The 24,083-nt window shown below is 38.3% G+C and carries 22 protein-coding genes; 15 read left to right on the top strand and 7 right to left on the bottom strand.

Going from position 1 to position 24,083, the window contains the following annotated elements:
* Positions 1 to 156: 156 nt before the first annotated feature.
* Positions 157 to 456: a membrane protein insertion efficiency factor YidD gene (gene yidD / locus H6G75_RS12100; RefSeq protein ID WP_190980177.1), complete on the bottom strand. Its 300-nt coding sequence runs from the start codon at positions 454 to 456 to the stop codon at positions 157 to 159.
* 62 nt (positions 457 to 518) lie between these two features.
* Between yidD and H6G75_RS12095 the strand changes: the two genes are divergently transcribed.
* Entirely contained in the window at positions 519 to 1,223 is a 705-nt protein-coding gene (locus tag H6G75_RS12095; RefSeq protein WP_190980176.1) for a diacylglycerol/polyprenol kinase family protein, read from the top strand.
* Positions 1,224 to 1,445: 222 nt separating this feature from the next.
* Positions 1,446 to 1,814, top strand: coding sequence for a CTB family bacteriocin (locus H6G75_RS12090; protein WP_190980175.1), 369 nt, complete (start codon positions 1,446 to 1,448; stop codon positions 1,812 to 1,814).
* Positions 1,815 to 1,954: 140 nt separating this feature from the next.
* On the opposite strand, the gene H6G75_RS12085 is transcribed toward H6G75_RS12090, so the two are convergent.
* On the bottom strand, positions 1,955 to 2,092 hold the full coding sequence (locus H6G75_RS12085) for a hypothetical protein (RefSeq protein WP_190980174.1): 138 nt from the start codon (positions 2,090 to 2,092) through the stop codon (positions 1,955 to 1,957).
* A gap of 87 nt (positions 2,093 to 2,179) precedes the next feature.
* On the opposite strand from H6G75_RS12085, the gene H6G75_RS12080 reads away from it, so the two are divergent.
* The 12 genes from H6G75_RS12080 to uvrC all read left to right on the top strand — a co-directional run bounded on the left by H6G75_RS12080 (position 2,180) and on the right by uvrC (position 17,627).
* The gene (locus H6G75_RS12080; RefSeq protein WP_190980173.1) at positions 2,180 to 2,500 is read left to right on the top strand and encodes a CTB family bacteriocin; all 321 of its coding nucleotides are present in this window, start codon (positions 2,180 to 2,182) and stop codon (positions 2,498 to 2,500) included.
* Between the two features lie 227 nt (positions 2,501 to 2,727).
* A complete protein-coding gene (locus H6G75_RS12075) occupies positions 2,728 to 3,009 on the top strand; it encodes a hypothetical protein (protein WP_190980172.1) in 282 nt (93 codons plus the stop codon).
* A gap of 577 nt (positions 3,010 to 3,586) precedes the next feature.
* The gene (locus H6G75_RS12070; RefSeq protein WP_313934832.1) at positions 3,587 to 5,407 is read left to right on the top strand and encodes an HlyD family efflux transporter periplasmic adaptor subunit; all 1,821 of its coding nucleotides are present in this window, start codon (positions 3,587 to 3,589) and stop codon (positions 5,405 to 5,407) included.
* Positions 5,408 to 5,454: 47 nt separating this feature from the next.
* The gene (locus H6G75_RS12065) at positions 5,455 to 7,629 is read left to right on the top strand and encodes a peptidase domain-containing ABC transporter (RefSeq protein WP_190980171.1); all 2,175 of its coding nucleotides are present in this window, start codon (positions 5,455 to 5,457) and stop codon (positions 7,627 to 7,629) included.
* 30 nt (positions 7,630 to 7,659) lie between these two features.
* Entirely contained in the window at positions 7,660 to 7,965 is a 306-nt protein-coding gene (locus tag H6G75_RS12060; protein WP_190980170.1) for a hypothetical protein, read from the top strand.
* Between the two features lie 336 nt (positions 7,966 to 8,301).
* On the top strand, positions 8,302 to 8,547 hold the full coding sequence (locus H6G75_RS12055; protein ID WP_190980169.1) for a hypothetical protein: 246 nt from the start codon (positions 8,302 to 8,304) through the stop codon (positions 8,545 to 8,547).
* Positions 8,548 to 8,746: 199 nt separating this feature from the next.
* Positions 8,747 to 14,113 carry an AAA family ATPase gene (locus tag H6G75_RS12050; protein WP_242051514.1) on the top strand — a complete coding sequence of 1,789 codons (5,367 nt, stop codon included), beginning with the start codon at positions 8,747 to 8,749 and terminating at the stop codon, positions 14,111 to 14,113.
* A 67-nt stretch (positions 14,114 to 14,180) separates the two neighbouring features.
* Positions 14,181 to 14,450: a hypothetical protein gene (locus H6G75_RS12045; protein WP_190980168.1), complete on the top strand. Its 270-nt coding sequence runs from the start codon at positions 14,181 to 14,183 to the stop codon at positions 14,448 to 14,450.
* Positions 14,450 to 14,899: a type II toxin-antitoxin system VapC family toxin gene (locus H6G75_RS12040; protein ID WP_190980167.1), complete on the top strand. Its 450-nt coding sequence runs from the start codon at positions 14,450 to 14,452 to the stop codon at positions 14,897 to 14,899. Before H6G75_RS12045 ends, H6G75_RS12040 begins: the two co-directional genes overlap by 1 nt.
* A 26-nt stretch (positions 14,900 to 14,925) precedes the next feature.
* Positions 14,926 to 15,084, top strand: coding sequence for a hypothetical protein (locus H6G75_RS12035; RefSeq protein WP_190980166.1), 159 nt, complete (start codon positions 14,926 to 14,928; stop codon positions 15,082 to 15,084).
* Between the two features lie 88 nt (positions 15,085 to 15,172).
* Complete coding sequence (locus H6G75_RS12030; RefSeq protein ID WP_190980165.1) at positions 15,173 to 15,547, top strand: hypothetical protein; 375 nt, start codon at positions 15,173 to 15,175, stop codon at positions 15,545 to 15,547.
* Positions 15,548 to 15,749: 202 nt separating this feature from the next.
* Positions 15,750 to 17,627 (top strand): excinuclease ABC subunit UvrC, encoded by a 1,878-nt coding sequence (gene uvrC, locus H6G75_RS12025; protein WP_190980164.1) that lies wholly within the window; start codon positions 15,750 to 15,752, stop codon positions 17,625 to 17,627.
* 16 nt (positions 17,628 to 17,643) lie between these two features.
* Here the strand turns inward: uvrC and H6G75_RS32965 are convergent, their stop codons facing one another.
* From H6G75_RS32965 to H6G75_RS12015, 3 genes are all read right to left on the bottom strand, one after another.
* A complete protein-coding gene (locus tag H6G75_RS32965) occupies positions 17,644 to 18,756 on the bottom strand; it encodes a hypothetical protein (protein WP_242051513.1) in 1,113 nt (370 codons plus the stop codon).
* An 8-nt stretch (positions 18,757 to 18,764) separates the two neighbouring features.
* Complete coding sequence (locus tag H6G75_RS32960; protein WP_242051512.1) at positions 18,765 to 19,835, bottom strand: DNA cytosine methyltransferase; 1,071 nt, start codon at positions 19,833 to 19,835, stop codon at positions 18,765 to 18,767.
* 193 nt (positions 19,836 to 20,028) lie between these two features.
* Positions 20,029 to 20,472, bottom strand: coding sequence for a hypothetical protein (locus tag H6G75_RS12015; RefSeq protein ID WP_199337834.1), 444 nt, complete (start codon positions 20,470 to 20,472; stop codon positions 20,029 to 20,031).
* 575 nt (positions 20,473 to 21,047) lie between these two features.
* Here H6G75_RS12015 and H6G75_RS12010 point away from each other — a divergent pair.
* On the top strand, positions 21,048 to 22,007 hold the full coding sequence (locus tag H6G75_RS12010; RefSeq protein ID WP_190980163.1) for a formylglycine-generating enzyme family protein: 960 nt from the start codon (positions 21,048 to 21,050) through the stop codon (positions 22,005 to 22,007).
* Positions 22,008 to 22,161: 154 nt separating this feature from the next.
* Here the strand turns inward: H6G75_RS12010 and H6G75_RS12005 are convergent, their stop codons facing one another.
* Together H6G75_RS12005 and H6G75_RS12000 are read right to left on the bottom strand one after the other, a co-directional pair.
* Positions 22,162 to 23,094: a PrsW family glutamic-type intramembrane protease gene (locus H6G75_RS12005; RefSeq protein ID WP_190980162.1), complete on the bottom strand. Its 933-nt coding sequence runs from the start codon at positions 23,092 to 23,094 to the stop codon at positions 22,162 to 22,164.
* Complete coding sequence (locus H6G75_RS12000) at positions 23,087 to 24,007, bottom strand: class I SAM-dependent methyltransferase (protein WP_190980161.1); 921 nt, start codon at positions 24,005 to 24,007, stop codon at positions 23,087 to 23,089. The genes H6G75_RS12005 and H6G75_RS12000 overlap by 8 nt, the downstream gene beginning before the upstream one ends.
* Positions 24,008 to 24,083: the final 76 nt, after the last annotated feature.

Below are 24,083 nucleotides of genomic sequence, written 5' to 3'. Positions count from 1 at the left end.
TACTGAATAAATACGAAAGTAAAATTACGCAAAGAGCAATATTTACTCATCTTCAGGCATTAAAAAATCAAGCTATTATCCACTTTTTACATCATCAAGCAATTCACTACTCACATGGGAATGCTGTAGAGATTGCGGATGACTGCAAAAGGTTTTTTAGTGATTTCGCGGTTCTGGTTGAGTTTCATTTTCAGAATTTAATTGAGTGTGACCACAACAATTTTGCTGTGTGGCTGATGGTGCTATTTCTGGTACTGGGTCATAACCACCGGGGTGAAATGGATGACAACGCAAGATGCGACGAGTAGCCATCCAGCCACCGCGCACTACTCCAAACCTCTCAATTGCTTGGATAGCGTACATAGAACAAGTTGGCTGAAAGCGGCAAGTAGGGGGAAACAACGGTGAGATAAACATTCTGTAACCCCGAATTAACCAAATAAATAATAGTTTCATTGTTGATGCCCAAATCTTATAAATTAGAAACAAGGCTCAAAACTGTCTAGCGTGTAAAATCCTTGTTAACTCTGATTCCTGGTTTAACTTCAATTCCACCTTTGTGGCTGCAAATTACTATAGTTGCAGTTTGGGTGTTGCTTATCCTCCTGGTGTCATGGTTGGTCAGTCGCTTTGCAACTGATGATTCAGAAATAATCAGAAAAATCGTGCATATTGGCACTGGCAATGTGATTTTGCTGGCTTGGTGGCTAGATATTCCGGCGAGTGTAGGCGTTACAGCTTCGATTGTAGCGAGTATTGTGACCTTGTTATCTTATCGATTGCCAATTCTGCCGGGGATTAACAGTGTAGGTCGTCAAAGTTTAGGAACGTTTTTTTATGCTGTGAGTTTTGGCATTTTAGTTGGATGTTTCTGGTATTTGCAACAACCCCAATACGCTGCAATTGGAATTATGGTGATGACTTGGGGTGATGGTTTAGCAGCGTTGGTTGGTCAACGCTTTGGTAAACATCAGTATAAAGTTTTTGGGTCTGGTAAAAGTTGGGAAGGCTCTTTAACGATGACCTTAGCCAGCTACATCGTGAGTAGTTTGATTTTGCTGGGTGTGCAAGGAAATATCTGGCAAATTTGGGTGATATCATTGGCTGTGGCGATCGCAGCTACTGGTTTAGAAGCTATTTCCTTTTTGGGTGTTGATAATTTAACTGTTCCTTTAGGTAGTGCCGGTCTAGCTTTTGTATTAATGCAACTATTGTCTAACTAACCGATATTAGCTAAAAAAATATCATTATTCAGCAAGATTTACTATTTTTACTCGTAGGATACTAGGATATCTTGAACACATAAAAGATTTTTTTATATCTACTGTGAGTAGTAAAGTTAGAGTTTTGATTTCTATCTATAGATTTATGATTTCCTGACAAACAGTGCTTATAGTTGGGTACTTAGGTGGTCAACCCACCAAACGTAAGTGAGGCTAACAATCATGTCACATCCAATATTTTTATCAAAGTTGTTGATTGAGTTATCAAATCAACAACAAGAATTAGTGGCTGGTGGTGCGGATTTTGAGTTGGCTGGCAGTAATTTTGCTAAAAGACTTGTGAATTTGCAAGGACTAGCATTCTCTGGCCCTAATGGTAGCACTGCCAATTCTATTGGCACATCTGCAACAATTAATACTGCTGCACAAGATTTCTTGGCATTGGGCGCACCATCTATCCCCACAGTTGGTGCTTTAGGTTCTGCACCAGGTTCAAATGGTGCGGCAGAATCTCCGGTAGGTATACAAAATGCTACTAGTGGAAGTAGCCCTGCTGGTATTGGTGGAAATCGCCTACCAAAGTTGCATTAAAATTCAGCTAGTCTACAACATTCCCTAGAAGAAGAATTCAGACTAGCTACTGATTCAAGACTAGCAAATTGCAATTTACATAGTATTCATTTTGAGTATGACACAGCTACGTGGAGCGATCGCTGTTGTCTTGAATCATTTCATAACTTTTGGTTTTCTCTGGAAAAGTCAGCATTGATGAATGCTAAAAACTCTTGTGCGATTTTTTCGGTTTGCTTGAGAAATGATTGCACATATATAGCAGAAGGCAGGAGTAAAAGTCTTACTATTCCTGGCATTCAAGCTTTCAAATTGTCCTAACATCTCTGACTACCGCTATACATGACATTCTTTGCTGATTGATAATGTAAGTGAGGCTAACAATCATGTCACATCAAATAATTACGTCCGAATTGTATCTTGCTTTATCGGTAGAACAGCAAGAGATTGCTACTGGTGGTACTGACTTTGAGTTGGCTAATAGCAATTATGATAAAAGAATCTCCTTTTTACGGGGATTAACTAATTCTGGCCCCAATGGTAGCTTTGCTAATTCTGTTGGTATATCTTCCTCAGTCAACACCTCTGCACAAGATTTCTTGGGATTGGGTACACCATCTTTACCAACAGTTGGGGCTTTAGGTGCTTCTCCCAGCGGGAATGATACCACTACCTCACCAGAAACAGGCTCACTCAGTGGAAGCTAAATTACCCAAACTTTGCTTTTCTAAAATCACTAGAAAAGTTTAACTCTGACTTTTGAGTGAAGTCTGCAATTTACCTATTTAAATATTGGCATATTGTAGCGATCGCTCAATCAAAGGTTTGGGTGTTCAAGCTTATCTTGGGACGCGCTTGATAAAGAGAATTCCAGAATTGTCTGAGATTTTTCTGGAATTCTTTATCTAGATACTAGGTAAGTGGGGTTAAAAATATGTCACGTCAAATGATTGTGTCAGATTTGTGGTTTGAGTTAATTCTCCAGCAGCAAGAGTTAGTTATGGGTGGAGTCGACTTGCAAACCAACGACAGTAATTTTGATCAAAGTTTTACGAAAAATACAATGGGTAAAACGAATCAAAATCAAACTAATGTTACCAATAGTTACACTCAGCGTAACTATTGCCAAAATAATGCCGCGTCTTCATTATCTATTAATCCTTTAGATAATGCGGATGTTGCCACACCAGTTAGTAGTTCTGTGGTGCTGCCTTAAATTCAGGAGGTAGGAGTACAGAAATTTGAGATTTTTCCTAATACAGTGCAATTTTTCTAAGCCTTTCTACTTGCGGCAGACAGAAATATAAATCGATTTTTAAAATTTAAAAATCGATTGCATAATTCTTTTGTCTGCATTAAGAAGAGGGGAGAGGAGATAGTGATTACTCGCTCAACGTAAGTGAGGTCTTTGAGGGAGTTTGAGCATTCTCCTCTATTTTCTCTCTGCGTTGCCCACGTTAGAGATATGAGAAAAGTTATGGCTGTGCTTGCTTGTCACACACTTTTCTCGTCCCCCATAAGTAATTATAAAGGATTATTGGTAATGATGTTATCTGCCTTTTATAAAGGTAATTTATGAAATAATGACTCAAAGCGATCGCCCCAGAAGCAAAACCTAAAATTTGCTTGGTATTTCGCTATGTTTGTCTGCCAAAATCCCAAGTTTTTCGTCTATTCCTTTTGGCTTATTCCCAAAGATAGTTAATTTTAATTTGCTATCAAGTTATGTCGATTCGTTGATAGTAAACATCATTAAAGCAAGTATTTCAATTTCTCACATAAGGTGCAGTACAGTGAATTCTTTACGCGCTCAGGAAAACTATGCTGATAGTAGTTTTAATGACCTGAAACCAGAACAACTTCCTGTATTTGATGTCAATGAATTTCTTCCCAGCATTGGCAAATGGATTGGTGTGGCTGGGAGTGTCATGATTAGTATTTTTGTGCTGGCAGTCGGGTTGGCTGCTATTTTTAAGTACAATGTCACGGTGAAAGTTCCGGCAACAATTCGACCTTTGGGAGAACTCAAAGTTGTGGAGTCGGCGATTACTGGAACTGTGGAGAAAATTGCGGCGAAAGATAATCAAATCATCAAACAAGGCCAAGCGATCGCTTACCTGGATGATGGGCGACTGCAAAATCAAAAAAGTCAGCTACAAAATACAATTCAAAAAAGTAAATTACAACTAAGTCAAATTGATGCTCAACTGAGTCAAATTAATATGCAGTTGGCGGCACAAACTGAATTAATGAACCAGACAATTTTAGCGGCGCAAGCAGATTTAAGTGGGACTGAACGCAACTATCAAGATCAGCGAATGAAAGCTTTAGCGGAAATGACGCAAGCAGAATCAACCTTAACTATTGCAAAGTTACAAAAAGACCGATTACGGCGCGAAAAACTCCTAACTACAACTGTGCAGGAAAGCGAGGCTGCATTAACTTTAGCAAGAATACAACGCGATCGCTTGCAGCGCGAAAAACTATTACAATCAACTGTGCAAGAGGCGGAAACTGTCTTAAGCATCGCGCAAAAACAAAAAGATAGATTATTACGAGAGCAACTGTTAACAATTACTGTCCAAGAAGCTGAAGCCGCTTTGCAAATGGCGAAGTTACAACGCGATCGCCTACAGCCGATAGTAGCATTGGGAGCCGTGCCACTTAATTTATTTGAAGAAAAAGTTCAAGCAGTTAAATCGGCGGAAGCGAGGTTAGCACAAGCCAAAGCCAACACGAAAAATATTTTGGAAGAAAAAGAACAAGCGGTGATTTCGGCAAAAGCTAAACTGGCACAAGCTCAAGAAAATGCCAAAAATAGCTTAGAAGAAAAGCTATTGGCAGTCAAAGCGGCCGAAACTAAATTAGAACAAGCCAAAGCCAACGCGAAAAATAGTTTAGAAGAAAAAGACCAAGCCTTAACAATTGCGGAAACAAATTTAATTAAGGCGAAAACTGCCATTAATCCAAGTGATTCACCTGTAGCTGTGGCAATTGCACGCATTCAGCAAGAACAGGCGAAGAAACAAGCAGATTTGGCGGCTTTGAAAAAAGAAAGAGAAACTTTACTTCAGCAGCGCCTAGAATTGCAAAAGCAACTAGACACGACGCAAAAAGAACTCCAACAAACCGAAAATGACTTGAGTAAAACGGTAATTCGCGCACCGAGTGATGGAATTTTGTTGCAATTTAATTTACGCAACCCTGGACAAGTTGTCCAACCCAGTGAAGCGATCGCGCAGATTGCACCTTTAGATGCAACATTACAAATTAAAGCCAGAGTTCCCGCGCAAGATATCGATAAGGTAAAAGCAAATCAACAAGTACAGATGCAGGTTTCTGCTTGTCCTTATCCAGATTACGGCACACTCAAGGGTACTGTCACCACAGTTGCACCCGACGCTTTAGCTGTGGAGAAAAACGCTACATTACCGACTGTGCAAACACCACCAGCTTATGAAGTGACAATTGTACCGCAAACTTTATCTGTTGGTAGAGGCGATCGCCAGTGTCATCTCAAACCCGGAATGGAAGGACGCGCTGATATTATTTCTCGCCAAGAAACAGTGATGCAGTTCATTCTGCGAAAAGCCAGATTAATTGCAGATATTTAAAAGAATTCAGAATCAAAAAAATTCATCTTTCTGCATTACAAATTATCATGTTTGGTCTATTCAAATTTAAACACCAAAAAAAATACCAGTGTGTTTTACAATCCAGTGAAGAAGATTGTGGAGCCGCTTGTCTAGTTTCAATTTGCAAACATTACGGACGCTTCTTGAGTATGAGTAAAAGCCGAGAAGCTGTAGGAACTGGACAGTTAGGTACAACTTTACTCGGCTTAAAACGTGGTTCTGAGACATTGGGATTTAATGCTAGAGCCGTCAAAGCCGCACCAGCAATCATGGATAGAATTACAGAAATCCATTTACCTGCAATTATTCATTGGCGCGGCTATCACTGGGTTGTGCTGTACGGTAAGCGGGGGAAAAAGTATGTAATTGCTGATCCGGCGACAGGCTTACGCTACATTAGCCGCGAAGAATTAACCACCGCTTGGAACGGGGTGATGCTCTTACTAGAACCTGATCCGACGCGATTTTTTGTGCAGTTTCAAGAAGAACAAAAGCAGGGTTTAGGTAGGTTTTTTCAGCGTGTATTACCTTATCGGAGTTTGCTGAGTCAGGTATTACTCATCAATATTGTTTTAGGTGTGCTGGCGCTTGGTAGTCCAGTTTTGCTGCAACTGTTAACAGATGATGTTTTAGTGCGGGGAGATACTCAATTACTAGTTGTTGTAATCTCAGCCGTTGTGATTAGTAGCTTATTTAGTAGTAGTTTGCAAGTCGTACAGTCAATGATGATTGCTCACTTTGGTCAACGCTTGCAATTAGGACTGGTGATGGAGTTTGCCCGCAAAATTCTTCAGTTACCTTTGAGTTATTATGAATCGCGCCGGAGTGGGGAAATTTCGAGCCGATTAAGAGATATTGATGAAATTAATCAATTAGTATCGCAAATCGTGATTTTATTACCCAGTCAGTTTTTCATTGCGATAATTTCTTTCAGCATTATGCTGTTTTATAGTTGGCAGTTAACCATTGCAGTGATTTTGGTTGCGTTATTAATGACTGCATCTACTTTACCTTTTTTGCCAATTCTTCAGCAAAAAACTCGCAGTTTATTGGTTTTGGGTGCAGAAAATCAAGGTGTGTTAGTAGAAACATTTAAAGGCGCACAGGTAATTAAAACGACGAATGCTGCTCCTCAATTTTGGGATGAATTTCAAAGCCGATTTGGTCGGTTAGCACATTTAACTTTCAGCACGATTCAAATTGGGATTATTAACGGTACTGTTGCAAGATTAATTTCTACCATTGGTGGAGTAGTTTTATTAGGATTCGGTAGTATATTAGTTATTCAAGGACAGTTAAGCATTGGTCAAATATTGGCTTTTAATGTTTTACAAGTCAATGTTTTGAATTTAATTAACTCTTTAGTTGGGTTTGGCGATGAATATTTTCGATCGCAGACTGCTGTTTCGCGGCTTTTAGAAGTAATTGAAGCGACACCAGAAGTAATTGGTGGGAGTCAAAAACCCACGGTGCAAATCCCTGCTGATGCAGATATTCGGTTTTCCCAAGTCACTTTTCATCATGCTGGGAGAGTGGACTTGTTAGAAGAATTTTCTTTAAAACTGCCTGGTGGAAATGTGATTGCTTTAATTGGCAAATCAGGTTGTGGAAAAAGTTCTTTAGCAAAACTCATTGCTGGGTTGTATGAGTTAAATTCAGGAAATATCCGCATCGGCTTTTATAACATTCAAGATATCGCCCTGGATTGTTTACGTCAACAAGTAGTGTATGTACCCCAAGAACCACATTTTTGGAGTCGCTCAATTGTTGATAATTTTCGTTTAGGGACTCCCCATATTTCCTTTGAGGAGATTGTCAAAGCTTGCGAGATTGCGGATGCAGATAGTTTTATTAGTCAATTACCGAATAATTATCAAACTGTGTTAGGAGAATTTGGCGCGAATCTCTCTGGGGGACAACGACAAAGATTAGCGATCGCTAGAGGGATTCTCACCAATCCACCTATACTAATCTTAGACGAAGCTACAGCCGGACTTGACCCTGTAAGCGAAGCACAAGTATTAGATCAGTTGTTAGCATCCCGCAAAGGTAAAACCACAATTTTGATTACTCATCGTCCTAGTGTTGTACATCGCGCTGACTGGATTGTGATGTTAGAAAAAGGTCAAGTGCAATTACAAGGAACACTGGAAACATTTCTCTCGCAACAAGGAGAACATTTAAAGTTTTTATCTTTTTAAAATTGCTTATTTATGTGAAGCGTTAAGTCTATGTTTGAAAATAGCACAGCTAATCTCAGAGAATTATCTCCACAAGAGCAAGAATCTCTAGCGGCTGGACAAAATTCAGATTTTTTTGCTAAAAGTGATTTTTTTCTGCAAAAAACAGATATTCAAACTGATGCCGAAAATCAATTAAGCTCAGGAGGTGAATCGAATACACAAAGTAGTAGATATAATTTATCACAAATTACTATCGGCACTTCTGTAACCTTTCGTTGGCCACAAGTGACCTTCAGCGTTGATAAATGGAATAGTTGGATGAATAATGTTTTAAAAGATTTATTGAGATTTTAAACATTTATAATCCAATACGGTTCAGTTAGTACTTTTTTCTTCTCTTCGCGCTCTTTGCGCCCTTTGTGGTTCGTTAAAAAAAATGACTTTAACAAAGAGTTTTAGTCTTAACTGAACTGTATTGATTTATAATCTCAACTCCCTGACTTTTTAAAGAAGTTGGGGAAACTTGGCATTGAAACTATTCGTAATTGTTAATTATTTAATATATTTAATCCTAAAGAATGAGTTTTTAAACAAAAAACTCCAACCAAAGAATAATTCATTAAAAGACAAAACAACGAATAATAAAAGCATAGGTCTTATAAACCTATCAATTAAGTGAGGTCAAGAATCATGTCAAATAAATACATCACATCTAATTTAATTGTTGACTTATCAACAGCAGAACAGCAGCTGTTATCTGGTGGACAAAATACTGGAAAAAAACCATTTGGTGGTCAATCCCCATACGGTGGACAACTCCCATCTGGCGAACAACCTTTATTCCCATCTAATGAAGATTATTCCCGTCGTTATCCCACCTACATTTGTCGTCCGGTTTACGGTGATGATGGCGGTAGCTCTGGTGGTGAACAATAAATAGTTGAAGAAGAATTTTAGCAGTCAGCCGTACAGAATTCATCCTGAATTTAGGTTTCCTGACTCCTGAATTCTGTTATCTAGCTCAGTGCGATCGCTACACTGAGCTTTTTGCATTGCTAACGAAAAACTATTACGTAATCTTACCACTTTTAAAAGCGTCCAAACTATACTGGTGAGGCTGGTAAACATAGCTCTAATGCTTGAGCAATCTATGATCGCACTGGAAGGGTACAAAATTTTAAGAGAACTGTATGACAGCCCTCGTTCTCAGGTTTATCAGGGATACCGAGAGTCCGATCGCCAACCAGTCGTGCTGAAATTATTGCGGGAGGAATATCCTACCCCAGAAGCGATCGCAAGGTTTAAACTCGAATACGAACTGACACGCCGCTTTCAAGTTCCGGGAATTATCCAAGCTTACAGTGTCGAAAAATATCAAAATACTTTAGTCTTAGTTTTAGAAGATTTTGGCGGACAACCTTTACGGAGTTGGCTAAGTCAGAATTTGCTCTCGCTGGACAATTTTCTGCACATTGCAATTCAAGTAGCAGCAGCTTTAGGTGCAATTCACCAGCAACAAATTATTCATAAAGATATTAATCCCGGAAATATTCTGCTCAATCCCGAAACGCACCAAACCAAAATTATTGATTTTGGGATTGCAACGCTATTGTCAAAAGAAAATCCGACTGTACTAAACCTCAATATTTTAGAAGGAACTCTGGCTTATATCTCGCCAGAACAAACAGGAAGAATGAATCGCGCGATTGATTATCGCAGTGACTTTTATTCTTTGGGGGTGACTTTTTACGAACTTCTCACAAAACAATTACCATTTATTAGCGAAGATCCAGTAGAACTTGTCCACAGTCATATTGCAAAACAAGTAATTCCGCCACATAAAATTAATCCGACAATTCCTATAGTCATTTCGCAATTAGTGATGAAGTTACTGGAAAAGACTGCGGAAGAAAGATATCAAAGCGCCTTTGGTTTACAGGCAGATTTACAAAAATGCCGTGATTTGTTGACAACAACCGGGGAAATTTCGCAATTTGCACTAGGACAGAAAGATAGTTCTGATCGATTGCAAATTTCTCAAAAACTTTACGGTAGAGAACAAGAAGTTACCGACTTATTGATGGCTTTTGATCGGGCTAGTCGTGGACAAAGCGAAGTGATGTTGATTGCAGGTTACTCTGGAATTGGCAAATCAGCTTTAGTGCAGGAAATTTATAAACCAATTACGCAAAAACGGGGATATTTTATTTCAGGAAAGTTTGACCAATTTCAACGCAATATTCCTTACAGTTCTTTAATTCAAGCCTTCACAGCTTTAATTCGCCAACTATTAACAGCGACAGAAACAGAAATCAATATTTGGCGAGAAAAATTATTAAATGCGTTGGGTGACAATGGTCAAGTTATTATTGATGTGATTTCGGAAGTTGAACTCATTATTGGTAAGCAGCCGCCTGTGGTGGAGTTGCTGCCCCAAGAAGCAGAAAATCGCTTTAATTTAGTATTTCAAAACTTTATTACTGTTTTTACCCAAAAAGAACATCCATTGGTAATTTTTTTGGATGATTTGCAGTGGGCGGATAGTGCATCTTTACAGTTGATTGAATTATTGACAAGTCAGTTAGATAGTCGCTACTTATTGCTGATTGGGGCGTATCGAGATCATGAAGTAGATGCAACTCATCCGTTGCGGAGTGCGATCGCTACTTTAACAACAGCCGGAGTCACAATTAATGAAATTGCCTTAACACCGTTAGAACTGCCGCAAATTCATGCACTGCTGAGTGATACCTTTAATAGTCATGATTGGGACAAATTAACTCCCCTGGCACAATTATTACAGCAGAAAACTAACGGCAATCCTTTCTTTATGAATGAGTTTCTCAAGTCGCTGTATACAGAAGGATTGCTGCAATTTGATGTGCTGCGCCGGGAATGGGATTGGCAACTCAGCCAAATTCAAGCGGCGCAAATTACCGATAACGTTGTGGAATTAATGGCGGGTAAAATTCAAAAACTGCCAATTGCTTCTCAGCAAGTTTTACAGTTAGCATCTTGCATTGGCAATCAATTTGATTTAAAAACTTTAGCCATTGTCCAAGAAAAATCTTTGCCAGAAACAGCCGCCGAGTTATGGGAAGCCGTAGAAATGGGGCTGATTTTTCCTCAAGGTAACGACTATCAATTATTACAAGTGAATGATCAAGAAATTGCCGCCAACTTAACAAATTTAGATGTTGTCTACAAATTCTTACACGATCGCGTCCAACAAGCAGCCTATTCACTCATTCCTACCAAAGAAAAACAAGCAGTTCACTGGCAAATTGGGCAATTGTTATTGCAGAATATCACTATCGTAGAACAAGAAGAAAAGATTTTTGACATTGTTAACCAATTAAATTTCGGTTTGGAATTAATTACCGATGCACAACAGCGACAGCAATTAGCACAGTTAAATTTAACAGCAGGTAACAAAGCAAAAGCTTCCGCCGCTTACGAACCTGCTTTGCAATACCTCAAAACAGGAATTAATTGTTTAACAGCAACAAGTTGGCAACAGCAATATTCTTTGACTTTATCTTTACACGAAGCGACTGTCGAAGCTGCTTATTTGGCTGGGGCGTTTGAATATATGGATGAATTAATTGAGGTGGTGTTACGTCACACTCAAACCACAATTGATCAAGTCCAAGTTTATGCCATTAAAATTCAATCTCTTGTCGCCAGAGATGAATTATTAACAGCCGTAAAATTAGGTTTGCAAGTTCTCAAACTTTTAGGAATTCCTTTAGCAGCTAACCCTGGACAATTGCAAATTCTGTTGGGACTATTAAAAACGAAACTTGCTTTAGCTGGTAGACAAGTACAAAATTTAGCTGATTTACCTCAACTAACTAATCCCACAAAGTTAGCCGCAATTCATATTTTATCTAGTATTGCTTCTTCAACTTATTTAGCAGCACCAAACTTATTTCCTTTAACTGTGTTTAAACAGGTGGAACTTTCCGCCATACATGGAAATGCGCCAGAATCAGCTTTTGCTTATGCTACTTACGGCTTGATTTTGTGTGGTGTTGTCGGAGATTTAACCGGAGGATATGAGTTTGGTGAGTTGGCATTAAAACTAATAGAACGCTTAAATGCCAAAAATATGCAAGCCAGAGTATTGTTTGTGGTGAATAGCTTTGTGCGTCACTGGCGAGAACCAATTGCTAATACTTTACCTGCATTGCAAATTGCTTTTCAAGTAGGACGAGATACTGGTGATACTGAGTATGCGGCTTTTGCAGCAAATGTTGGTACCAGTCATAGTTATTTTTGTGGACAAGATTTAAAGGAATTAGATCAAAGTTTCGCTAATTATCTAGAAGTAATTCAGAAGTTTAAGAAAAAGCCAGTTTTAGATTTAATTCAAATTTATCGGCAGGCAGTTGCCAATTTGCAGGGTAAAAATGCCAATCCTTGTGAGTTGGTAGGGGAATTTTACAATATCACAGCCAGTTTACCTCTACACATCGAGACAAATTATCGCACAGCAACTTTTACTGTCTACACTCATTTATTGACACTCAATTATTGGTTTGAAGATTACCAGACTGCTTGGCAAAATGCAGAATTAGCAATTCCTTATATAGATGCTGTAGTGGCGTTATTTATCATTGGTTGGTTTTGTTTTTATGATTCTTTATTGCGGTTAGCCTTAGTAGGAACTAGCAATTTAACAGAACGGCAAACATTACTCAAACAAGTTACAGCCAATATCAAAAAACTAAAAACTTGGGCGCAGTCTGCACCGAGTAATTACAGCCATAAATTAGCCTTAGTTGAAGCAGAATGGCATCGAATTCATCATGAAACAGCAGAAGCGATCGCTTGTTATGATCGTGCCATTAATTTAGCCCAAGAAAACAACTATCCTAACGAAGCTGCGTTAGCCAATGAACTCGCAGCCAAGTTTTATCTTGCCCAAAATAAACAGAAAGTTGCCCAAGGGTATATGCAGGATGCTGCTTATCTTTATTTACAATGGGGCGCAACTGCAAAAGTTAAACATCTGGAAAATCAATATCCTCAATTATTAAGCCGCAAGTTAGAAAGAATTACTAGTCCTCATCTTTCTACTAAAAGTACTAACGCTAGTAGTGTTACAAGTACCAGTGGTTCTGCTTCCCTGGATTTAGTCACAGTGATGAAAGCGTCTCAAGCTTTATCAGGAGAAATTCAGCTAGATAAACTGTTGACTAATTTAATGCAAATCTTAATGGAAAATGCGGGAGCGCAACAAGGGTGTTTACTATTAGAAACTAAAGGCAAGTTTTTAATTGAAGCCCAAGGTACAGTTGAACAAAATAACATTCAAGTCTTAAAATCATTGCCGATAGAAAATAGCTCAATGCTGTCTGTGGCAATTGTCAATTATGTCATCCGCACTAAAACAAGTGTAGTGTTGAATGATGCCACGCGCAAAGGTGAGTTTATCCGTGATCCTTATATTCGCCAATTTCAACCGCGATCGCTTTTATGTGCGCCTTTAATTAATCAAGGTAAACTCACTGGTATCATCTATTTAGAAAATAACTTGACCACAGGCGCATTCACCCCTGATCGTTTAGAGTTACTCAACTTACTTTCGACGCAAGCAGCAATTTCGCTTGAAAACGCTCGTTTATACACCGATTTAGCCGCTTTAAACCAAGCCTACGAACGCTTTGTTCCCCGCCAATTTCTTCAATTTCTCAACAAACAAAGCATTGTTGATGTGCAGTTGGGTGATCAAGTCCAAAGAGAAATGTCGGTTTTATTTACTGATATTCGCTCTTTCACCACTTTATCAGAAACGTTAACACCCGCCGAAAACTTTCAATTCATCAACTCATATTTGAGTTGTATGGAACCAATAATTATTCAACATAACGGTTTCATCGATAAATATATTGGCGATGCCATTATGGCTTTATTTGCTGGCAATGCTGATGATGCAGTACAAGCCGGCATTGCGATGTTACAAGCTTTAGTCACTTACAATCAAGAACGGCAAACTCAAGGTCAAACCCCGATTCAAATTGGCATTGGCATTAACACTGGTTCACTGATTTTAGGCACAGTCGGCGGTTTTAATCGCATGGATGGGACAGTAATTAGTGATGCGGTAAATTTAGCCTCCAGAATAGAAGGCTTAACTAAAACATTTAACACACCACTATTAATTACAGACCAAACATTTCAACGTTTAAAAAATTGCGATCGCTCTCATATTCGCATAGTTGGACAAGTAAAAGTCAAAGGTAAAATTACAGCCGTCACCGTTCATGAAGTATTTACCGCCGATGTTCCCAAAATTCGCCAAGGTAAATTAGCAACCACAGAATTATTTAACACCGCCCTCAAATTTTACCAAGCCCAACAATTTAACTTAGCCGCCCAACATTTTCAAGATTGCTTACAACAAAACCCCTTAGATCAAGTCGCGCAAATTTATCTTAATCTTTGTCAGTCAGAGTTGAAATTATCAACTATTTTTACAGAAGAAATTAAGTTATAAAAATTTGTTTTTATAAAGTGTGGTAAAATTAAAATAATAGTTATACTATCTGATAGTTTAAAAAGCTATGACTTCTATCAAAGCACAACTCTTAGCGGCAATTGAAACAGCTCCTGAATCAATTCTAGAGCAAACTCTTAATTATCTTGAATATCTCAAAACTAAAGAACAGAAATCTCAAAACCAGTCTTTAGAAGTTTTACAAAAAGAGGGAGAGCCAATTTTGCGCGGTTCTAAAGCTAAAGATTTGCTAAAGTTTGCTCAAACATGGCAGGGAGACGACTTTGAAGAATGCCTTCAATTTGTTTATGATACTCGTTCTCAGACAGAATTTTAATGTACTTACTCGATACTAATCATTGTAGTCGTATTATCTTTGGTGATTCTAACTTAATTCAACAACTACAAGCTCATAGCGAAGCGGGAATTGCTACCAGCGTTGTAGTATGTGGAGAACTTCTTTACATGGCAGCTAAATCTGATCAAAGTGTTGCTAATGTTCAGCAGGTCAGAATGTTTTTAAATACAATTGATATTTATCCAATTAACTTATCAATTTCTGAGGTTTATGGCAATCTTAAAGGCAAGTCGATAAATACTTTTGGGCCTAAAGAAAAAGCCCAACGAAGAAATTTTAACTTACAATCTCTTGGTTTTGGAGATAATGACCTCTGGATTGCAGCTACTGTAATTTACTATAATTTCACTTTAGTTTCAACAGACAATGATTTTCGCCGGATTCAGCAAGTAGAAATGCTGAATTTAGAATCTTGGCTTTTAAGTTAAAAAAATATCATTGTTATGTAAATAAAATGACTTACATTCACAATGTGAGTCGTCACATTGTAAATGCGATCGCTCACATTATGAATGTGATGACTTACATTATGAATGCGATCGCTCACATTGTGAATGTAACGACTCACATTCACAATGTATCAGTCTGCAATCAAAATGCACGCTTACGATAAATATTATCCTAGCTAAAAAATTTATATTACTGATAGATTTTTAGTTGCAATGGGTACGTTAAATATGTATCCTTATACGGAAACATCCATGCCTACCCAAGACACGACACGTCGTTTATCCCGCCAGACAATTATTCAAGACACCACTTCCTTACACGGGTTGCAAACGATTAACAACTATACAACAACCCGCGCTGATGCCACAGAAGATGCTTTGCAGACAGCTTATCAAAAAATGTTAACACTGCAACAAGTGGAAAATGAAAAACTCACTTTATACCGTGCGGCTACTGATGCGGCGAGATTAGCCGAGTGGGAGTTTCACAATGCGGTGTTAGCCATGAAAGAAGTTGTTAGGGGACAATATGGTTCAGATAGTGATCAAGCTCAAGCCGTAGGATTTAAGAAGAAATCAGACCGTAAGCGTCCCTCTCGCAAAAAGTCAGTAGCGATCGCTAGTTAATTAATATATAAAGCTTACGTACACAGTTTGTCTATGGAAACTGGGTAAAAGGGTGTAAGGGTATAGGGTGTAAGGTTTTAGATAAATACACTTTTATACCCTCATACTTTCCCAGTTCTCTTTTATCTTCTGATTCCGCAACGCTGAGTTTATTCTCTAAAATAGAGATAGGTAAAAGCGTCAGATTACCAAACATTTAATTGTGACAACATCTGCTCAAATCCTACCACTAGTCAAAGATCCAGAGCGTCTAGAAAACCGATTAGCTGAAATCCCGCCGGAACCCGGTGTTTATTTTATGCGGGATGGCAGCGATCGCATTATATATATAGGTAAATCACGGAAATTGCGATCGCGTGTGCGTTCTTACTTTCGTGAAGGCTACACCAAAAGCGAACGCATCGCCACAATGGCGAGACAAGTCACAGAAATTGAGTTTATTGTCACCGACACTGAAGCCGAAGCTTTGGCGTTGGAAGCCAATTTAATCAAGCAGCATCAACCATACTTTAATGTGCTGCTCAAAGATGATAAAAAATATCCTTACGTTTGCATCACTTGGTCAGAAGATTATCCCCGCATCTTTATCACACGCAAACGCCAGTTAGGTAAAGAAAAAGATAAATTCTACGGCCCTTATACAGATACAGGTTTATTAAGAGAAATTCTCCGCATTAGTAAGCGCATCTTTGCACTCAGACAACGACCCCAACCATTATTTAAAGACCGTCCCTGTTTGAATTATGACATGGGGCGTTGTCCTGGTGTCTGTCAACAATTAATTTCCCCTACCGAATATCGCAAAACTGTGCAGAAAGTAGCGATGGTATTCCAAGGTAGAACTCAGGAATTAATTGATATTTTGAGCGAACAAATGCACAAAGCCGCCGAAGCTTTAAACTTTGAATCGGCGGCGCGGATACGCGATCAAATTTCTGGGTTAAAATCTCTGACGGCAGATCAAAAAGTATCCTTACCAGATGATACAGTTTCGCGGGATGCGATCGCTTTAGCCGCAGATACACAACACGCCTGCATTCAATTATTTCAAATTCGCGCTGGACAATTAGTCGGACGCTTGGCGTTTGTTGCAGATGCACAAGCTGAACCAGGCGCAATTTTACAACGAGTTTTAGAAGAACATTACCAAACTGCTGATGCGGTGGAAATTCCGACGGAGATTTTGGTACAGCATGAGTTACCCGACACAGAAATATTAGCGGATGTTTTAACTCAGCGTAAGGGTAGAAAAGTAACAATTGTTGCGCCTCAACGCCAAACCAAGGCAGAATTAATAGAGATGGTCGAGCGTAATGCCCAATACGAATTACAAAGAATGCAAAAATTGGGCGATCGCAATAATCAAGCCATGCAAGATTTAGCAGATATTCTCGACTTACCAGAATTACCCCACCGCATTGAAGGTTACGACATTTCCCATATCCAAGGTTCCAATGCTGTTGCTTCTCAAGTAGTATTTATTGATGGTTTACCCGCCAAGCAACATTATCGCCATTACAAAATCAAAAATCCCACCGTCACAATAGGACATTCCGATGATTTTGCAAGTTTAGCCGAAGTCATTCAACGACGGTTTCGGAAATATAGTGAAGATTCCCAACTGCAACGCGCCGGCAATCCTGACTGGCCTGATTTAATTATGATTGATGGTGGTAAAGGTCAGTTATCTTCAGTTGTTGCCGTGTTGCAAGAAATGAACTTACTAGAAGACTTGCGGGTTGTGAGTTTGGCAAAACAGCGCGAAGAGATTTTTTTACCAGGAGAGTCACAACCCTTACCCACCGACGCAGAACAACCAGGAGTACAGTTATTACGACGGTTACGGGATGAAGCCCATCGGTTTGCCGTGAGTTTCCATCGCCAACAACGCAGTGATAAACTAAAGCGATCGCGTTTAGATGAAATCCCCGGCTTAGGACATCATCGCCAAAAACAACTATTAGGGCATTTTCGCTCAGTCGATTATATCCGCCAAGTGACACCCGCCCAACTCGCCGAAGTCCCAGGAATCGGCCCACGACTAGCACAGGAAATCTACGATTACTTTCATCCCGCGTAAACAAGCTGAATTTCTGTTATTCTTCATTCATTAATCTACCTAAAATTTCATTCCACTTTTCTTTGTGTATTTTTTGTAGTTCATTATCCGACGCTACCAACTGAGAGTATCCATCAATAAAATCACTGATGGACTCGATTAATCTTAAATAATATTTTATTGTCGGGATAATTCCGTTCAAAATTACCTGACAACCATGTTCAGATGAAATTTGTGTAATCAATTTATTAATTTCTTCTTGTTCTGATTGCTTAACATCTTTTGCAGCAAAAATATAATATCTTCTAGGATTGTATTTAACTATCTTCTCCCTAGCACGATACACAATTTGTAAAGTTATTTCTTGACCATGTTTTACTTCTATCGCTTCAACCAGATGATTATTTTGATTAAATATTTCAATATCTCCCGCAGTTCTAGAAGTTCTATCGGAAGCTGTATGACTACCCAATTTGCCCAGCTTACAGAAGCTATATCTAGATATTTCCTTAATTAGAAGCTGATAAATAGCATAGAAAGCAATCACTGGTAGTTTGGAACCACCTACAGTTGCATAATTATGGTTAAAATGTTCCTCTAAAGCATTAATGACATTTTGTATTGACAACTTCTCTGGATTTGTTAATTTAACAATCTCAACCAAGTTATCATCCTTAGCTGATTTGATAAGTTTCAACAGCAATTTCAATACATCTTCTGTTTTTTCAGAATGCGTCTGCACAAAATCAATAATATTTAGAAAGGCTATTTTTAAAGATTTAGGGCTTATATTTCCGTTATAACTTAATGTGTAAGGGTAAGGTTGTTCAAAAGAACGAGTTAACCAACCACTTTCAGCCATTGCAGGTAAGCCTAATTCGGTTAATGTCGGAGTAATGTATTTTGTATCTATACTTCTTCCAGAAAAACCATCCATCATTTCAGCTTGATGATAGCGAATATCTTGAGAGGAATGTAAAATTTTATGTACTAAAAGAGTTATTAGTACTGTGTGAGCAGCTTTTCGTTTAAAGCAATTTCTCGCAACTTCTGCCACATAATTTTGATATTTTTCAGGCAAGATAATTTGATTAACTTCAATCTTGGCTATATCTTGATAAACTGTTAAAAGTTTTTCTCGATGATTCATTTTTAATATTAAAGAGGTAATTCTAGTTGAATAGGTCGCTCAATATAAAAATTTTGATTATCTCTAATATTTATATTCTCTGCTTCTGAAGTATGAAAAAACTGTTTCTTAATTTGATTAGCCAATTCATACATTACTGGTATAGCGACGGAATTACCTATTTGCTTATAACACTCTCCTAAATTACTATGAATTTTAAAACTATTAGGGAACCCCATAATTCTATAACACTCTCGAATAGTTAATTTACGAACAGCTTTTTCTTCAGGTATATAAATAAAAAACCTCCCAGAAGTCTCTTGAGATGGTATTGTTGGATGTACACCTTTAATAGAATATATTCTATTTGGTTGATGATGCACTCTAGATAAATGTTCTGTATTTGGTCTCACACCTGTTTTCCAAATATTTTTATTACGATAACCTACAAAAATTAACCCAGAAGCTTGTTGTTTTGGATTTTCTATCATTGTGTAATCTTGAGGATTTAAGTACTCAAAATCTCCTGAAGTACACAAAAATTCTTTGAGAGTAGGAAACGGATAAGTTTTCTTGAGCAGCTTAAAATCAAATTTTCTATTTCTCGTAGCAACAAATACTACTCTTTCTCTATTTTGTGGCAAACCAAAATCTTTAGAGTTGAGTATTTCGTAATTTACCACATAACCTATATCTTCTAAAGAATATAATATAGTCTCTAATGTTCTTCCTTGATCATGATGTAATATATGCTTAACGTTTTCAAGTACAACAACAGATGGCTTAATATGTTCAATAATTTCGCAAATATGGAAAAATAGAGTACCTCTAGTATCCTGAAAACCTTTTCGTCTGCCACAAATACTAAAAGGTTGACAAGGAAAGCCTGCTGTTAAAACATCAAATTCAGGCAAACTTTGTATATCTATATTTCTAATATCATTTGCAGGTATATCTCCAAAGTTATTAAAGTAAACTTGTCTACAAGCCTCATTAATCTCACAGGAAAAAACACATTCATATCCAGCTTTTTCAAAAGATAATCTAAAACCTCCAATGCCAGCAAATAAATCAACAAATTTCAGTTTTGTTTCCTCCATAAGATTATGCAAATACTGTACTAAACGTCTGAGTAAAGCATTATAACATAATAATATTTTGGATTTGAAATTTTTGATTGTAAGTTAGAGAATATTTTACTGCTGAGATTTTCAGTAATCAGTTTGTCATCATCATTGTTCAAACTTGTATAAGATAGTGAAAATCTCAGTCAACATAAACTTCGTAAAAGCTTTAAGGTGAAGAAGCATTTAACTGGATTCTTTTTAATCCGCCTTCAGTTGTACAATCTACCATTTCACTGAGAAACTCAGGATAATATTCTGTATTTCTAATTAACCAGTCAGCAGTTCTAACTTTAGCATTACTTTGAAATTGACCTGCAACTGGATAAATTTCATTATTTTTCAGTGCCAAAAAACTTTCAACCCTCCCTGAAACTCTGACATTAGTCTTATCTTGATAGATTGCTTTAAACGCAGCCATTTTAGTAATAGAAGTACCTTTGTTTAAAGAGCAAGCAGAACCACTTTTGATATTGGCAGCAATCAATAAATTATCACTAGTAATAAAAAAGCGCATATTTTTTATTGCTGATTCTGTAAATTCAGCACGAGCAGGCAATAAAGCAATTGTTAAACTAGCTAAAACGATAGGTATTGGTAAGAATTTTTTCATTGTATTCAACATTAAATTCCGTGTTTCTAATATCTATAAATTTAGCTGTAATTACAATGGCAAAATTATTGATATCCAAATCAAGGCTATATGAAGATTCGATTCATTTCTTAAGTAAATTAATAGATACTACAGATAGTTCAGTTAAGAGAATAGTAGGTTGGGTGTAGCGATAGCGTAACTCAAAAAAGTATGAGTGAATGTTGGGTTACGTTCCTCCACACAACCTCTACCAGTCTAAGTTGTTGCCTTAACTGAACTGTATTGGGTTAAAATGTTCCTCTAAAGCATTAATGACATTTTGTATTGACAATTTTTCTGGATTTGTTAATTTAATAATCTCAACCAAGTTATCATCCTTAGATGATTTGATCAGCTTCCGCAGCAATTTCAATACATCTTCTGTTTTTTCAGAATGCGTCTGCACAAAATCAATAATATTTAGAAAGGCTATTTTTAAAGATTTAGGGCTTATGTTTCCGTTATAACTTAATGTGTAAGGGTAAGGTTTTCAAAAGAGCGAGTTAGCCAACCACTCTCAGCCATTGCAGGTAAGCCTAACTCTGTAAAAGCAAATGAACACATCAGGTATGAATAAAGAAGAACTACAAATTTTTCAGTTTGATGTAGTGACAGTAAATGCCCAAGGACAGGAAATCAAGCGTGAACAGAGTCAAGCCGAATACTTTACAGAAGACTTGGGCAATGGAATTAGTCTAGAAATGGTGCTGATCAAGAGTGGTATTTTTATAATGGGTTCACCAGAAGATGAACTAGAGCGTTATGATTCAGAAAGCCCTCAGAGAAGAGTGAACATTCAGCAATTTTTTCTGGGGAAGTATCCTGTAACTCAGGAACAATGGAGAGTAGTAGCAGGATTACCGCAAATTAATAGAAGGCTAGAAGCTGACCTATCGAAGTTTAAAGGAGATAAGCGACCCGTTGAGCGAGTGTCTTGGTATGATGCGGTGGAGTTCTGCGCTCGTCTGACTGCCCAGACAAAAAGAAAGTATCGTTTACCAAGTGAAGCTGAGTGGGAATATGCGTGTAGGGGCGGTACGGCAACTCCATTCTATTTTGGTGAGACAATAACAACAGAATTAGCAAATTATAATGGTTACTACAATTATGGCAACAACATCAAGGGAATTTACCGAATAAAAACAACACCAGTAGGAAGTTTCCCGCCGAATTCCTTTGGTTTATATGATATGCACGGGAACGTTTTGGAATGGTGTCTAGATGATTGGCATGATAATTACGAAGGAGCGCCAACAGATGGAAGCCCTTGGTTTTATGATGATGAGTGTGATCAAGGCGTTACGGAATCATGGGACGTTTTAGCTCAATTTGGAACAAAATATCAAAGGTTTCAACCGCAGATTCATCCCGCATTTATGCAACGTCGAATAGCCGTGCTGCGGGGTGGATGTTGGTTCTCCCACCCTGAAATTTGCCGTTCTGCGTCTCGTACCTTTAACTACCTCCACGACCACAGCGAAAATGATGGTTTTCGTGTTGTTTGTGAGGTGTGACCGAAGAATTATGGTATTGTTTGCTTGATGTCAAAGTGATGCTTAGGGTATTGGTTAAGCCGTTACCCTTGTTTATATGACTGGAGTTTAGTCTAGTTTGCGGTGCAAATGTAAACGACAACAAAATATTTCTAACTCTGTAACCTATTAACTATCACGAATGACGTAAATACAGATAAATCAACAATGCCAAAATTGCAAACAATAAATTCAAGGAAAAACGACTCAGAATAAAACGCAAAATTTCTGGGTAAAAAAGCTGCTTCCAACGTAAAGGTGCAAGAACTCTAGCTAACAAAAACAATCCAAAAATAGCATTTCCTCCCAACATCAGTGCAAATAATACTAAACCTCTGTGCCATGAGCGAGAAATTAAGATGATTAGTGGTTGTCTTTGTACTCTTCGTAATAATTGTTCTAGTCGCCAAAACATCCACAATAAAAAGGGAAATAAACCATAACTGAGAAAGTTAATTGGTGCAGCGTAACGCCAAGCAATTGATAAAATATTCACCAGTGCATGACAAATCACAGAATTGATCAAAGCTGACAAAATTAACTTCTGGTGGCGATGTAATTTGAGATTCGAGGCAAAATAAATTCCTAAAGCATAACCCCAAGGTGCAGAAAACATTGCATGAACTGGTGTACCAATACTCCGGTCAAGAATTGAGGCGGTACCGTGGTAAAGGTAAATCCAGTTTTCTTCGGCAGTGAAACCTAAAGCTACGGCAATCGTAAATAGCAAAATGCTACTGCTGCGGAATCGATATCTGCGTTGCAGATAGATGATGGGGAGAAGAACGGCGATAAACTTGCAACCTTCTTCAATGGGGCCGATTTCTATGAGTTGACGTAAGGCTGCGCCAAAAAGCGATCGCTGAATTTGTTGCCAGTTTACAATCGAATTAAATCCCAGTTCCGCCAACCATTGTAAACCCAAGGCAGCACCACCAGAAATTGCCCCGGCTATAAAAAAACACAGCAAACGCAGTAAAGCCGGAGCAAAGGCGACACGGTAATAGTAATAACCTAAAAGTAACAGTGGGGGAATTGCCGCCCAAAGTATTACAGCTAAATTAGTCACGCACCTTAGCAATTACAGTCCGGTGGCGGGGGCTATTGCTGGTAATTGTAGGACGTTGAAAACCTGCATCCATCAACGCTTGCTCAATATCCAACGAAAAGTACTCATCTAAATATGGTTCAGTACTCTTGAGCAAAGTCAAAATGTAGGGAGGCATTTTTTTGTAGATTTCCGATTTGGGATTCATATCCATAATTGCCAAATGACCACCAGGACGCAACAACCGCCGCGCTTCCGCAAAAATTTGGCGCGTGGGTGCTTGGGGTAATTCATGACAAATCAGAAACAGCGAAACCAAATCAAAAGACGCATCTGGTAGCCCTGTTGATTCGGCTGCGGCATGAAGCCAATTGATCTTAGCTTGACGTTGCTGGGCGCGGTAGTTAGCAACAGCCAGGAAGTAAGGAGACAAATCTAAGCCTGTCACTTTCGCTTCAGGATAAACCTGCTGCAAAGCAAAAGTACTTAATCCCACACTACATCCCATATCTAGAATGTCGCGTGGTTCCTCAGCCAAAAAAGGTTTGAGAATATTATGATAACTTCGCCGGAGTTGGCGATCGCCTTCAACTTCAGCACCAGGCCAAATTTTCGCGTGAACAGCATGGGCCGCAGGTTCTACTTCAAACGCCGCTTGCCAACTCAGATTACCATTTTCGTAGGCATGAAATGAAGTGACATAATAATCTGGATAGGAAAGCTGCGGATTTTGGACTTGCGCTAAATCTGTTGACCAATCACGCGCTTTGAGTTTCTCTACTTCCTTTGTCCAAGGCACACCAATTTTTTCAGCGCGTTTAATCATCATTTGCCGGGCTTGGTGCTTGGCTAGATTCGCTAAAGGCTTAATTGCCAAAATGCCGTTTACCAAGTTAACAGCCAAGTTGGGAAAGTTTTGTGCAGCAGCAGTCATAAGTTGATTTGCATTGAACAGCCTTTTTTACTTATGACATAATTCCTGCAAGCCAGTCTAGCAATAGTTAAGTTAC

It is taken from the genome of Nostoc sp. FACHB-280, assembly GCF_014697615.1.
In the GTDB taxonomy this organism is placed as follows: Bacteria; Cyanobacteriota; Cyanobacteriia; order Cyanobacteriales; family Nostocaceae; genus Nostoc_B.
Note: the sequence above shows the minus strand (reverse complement) of the source record. Positions and strands in the feature narration are given on the sequence as shown.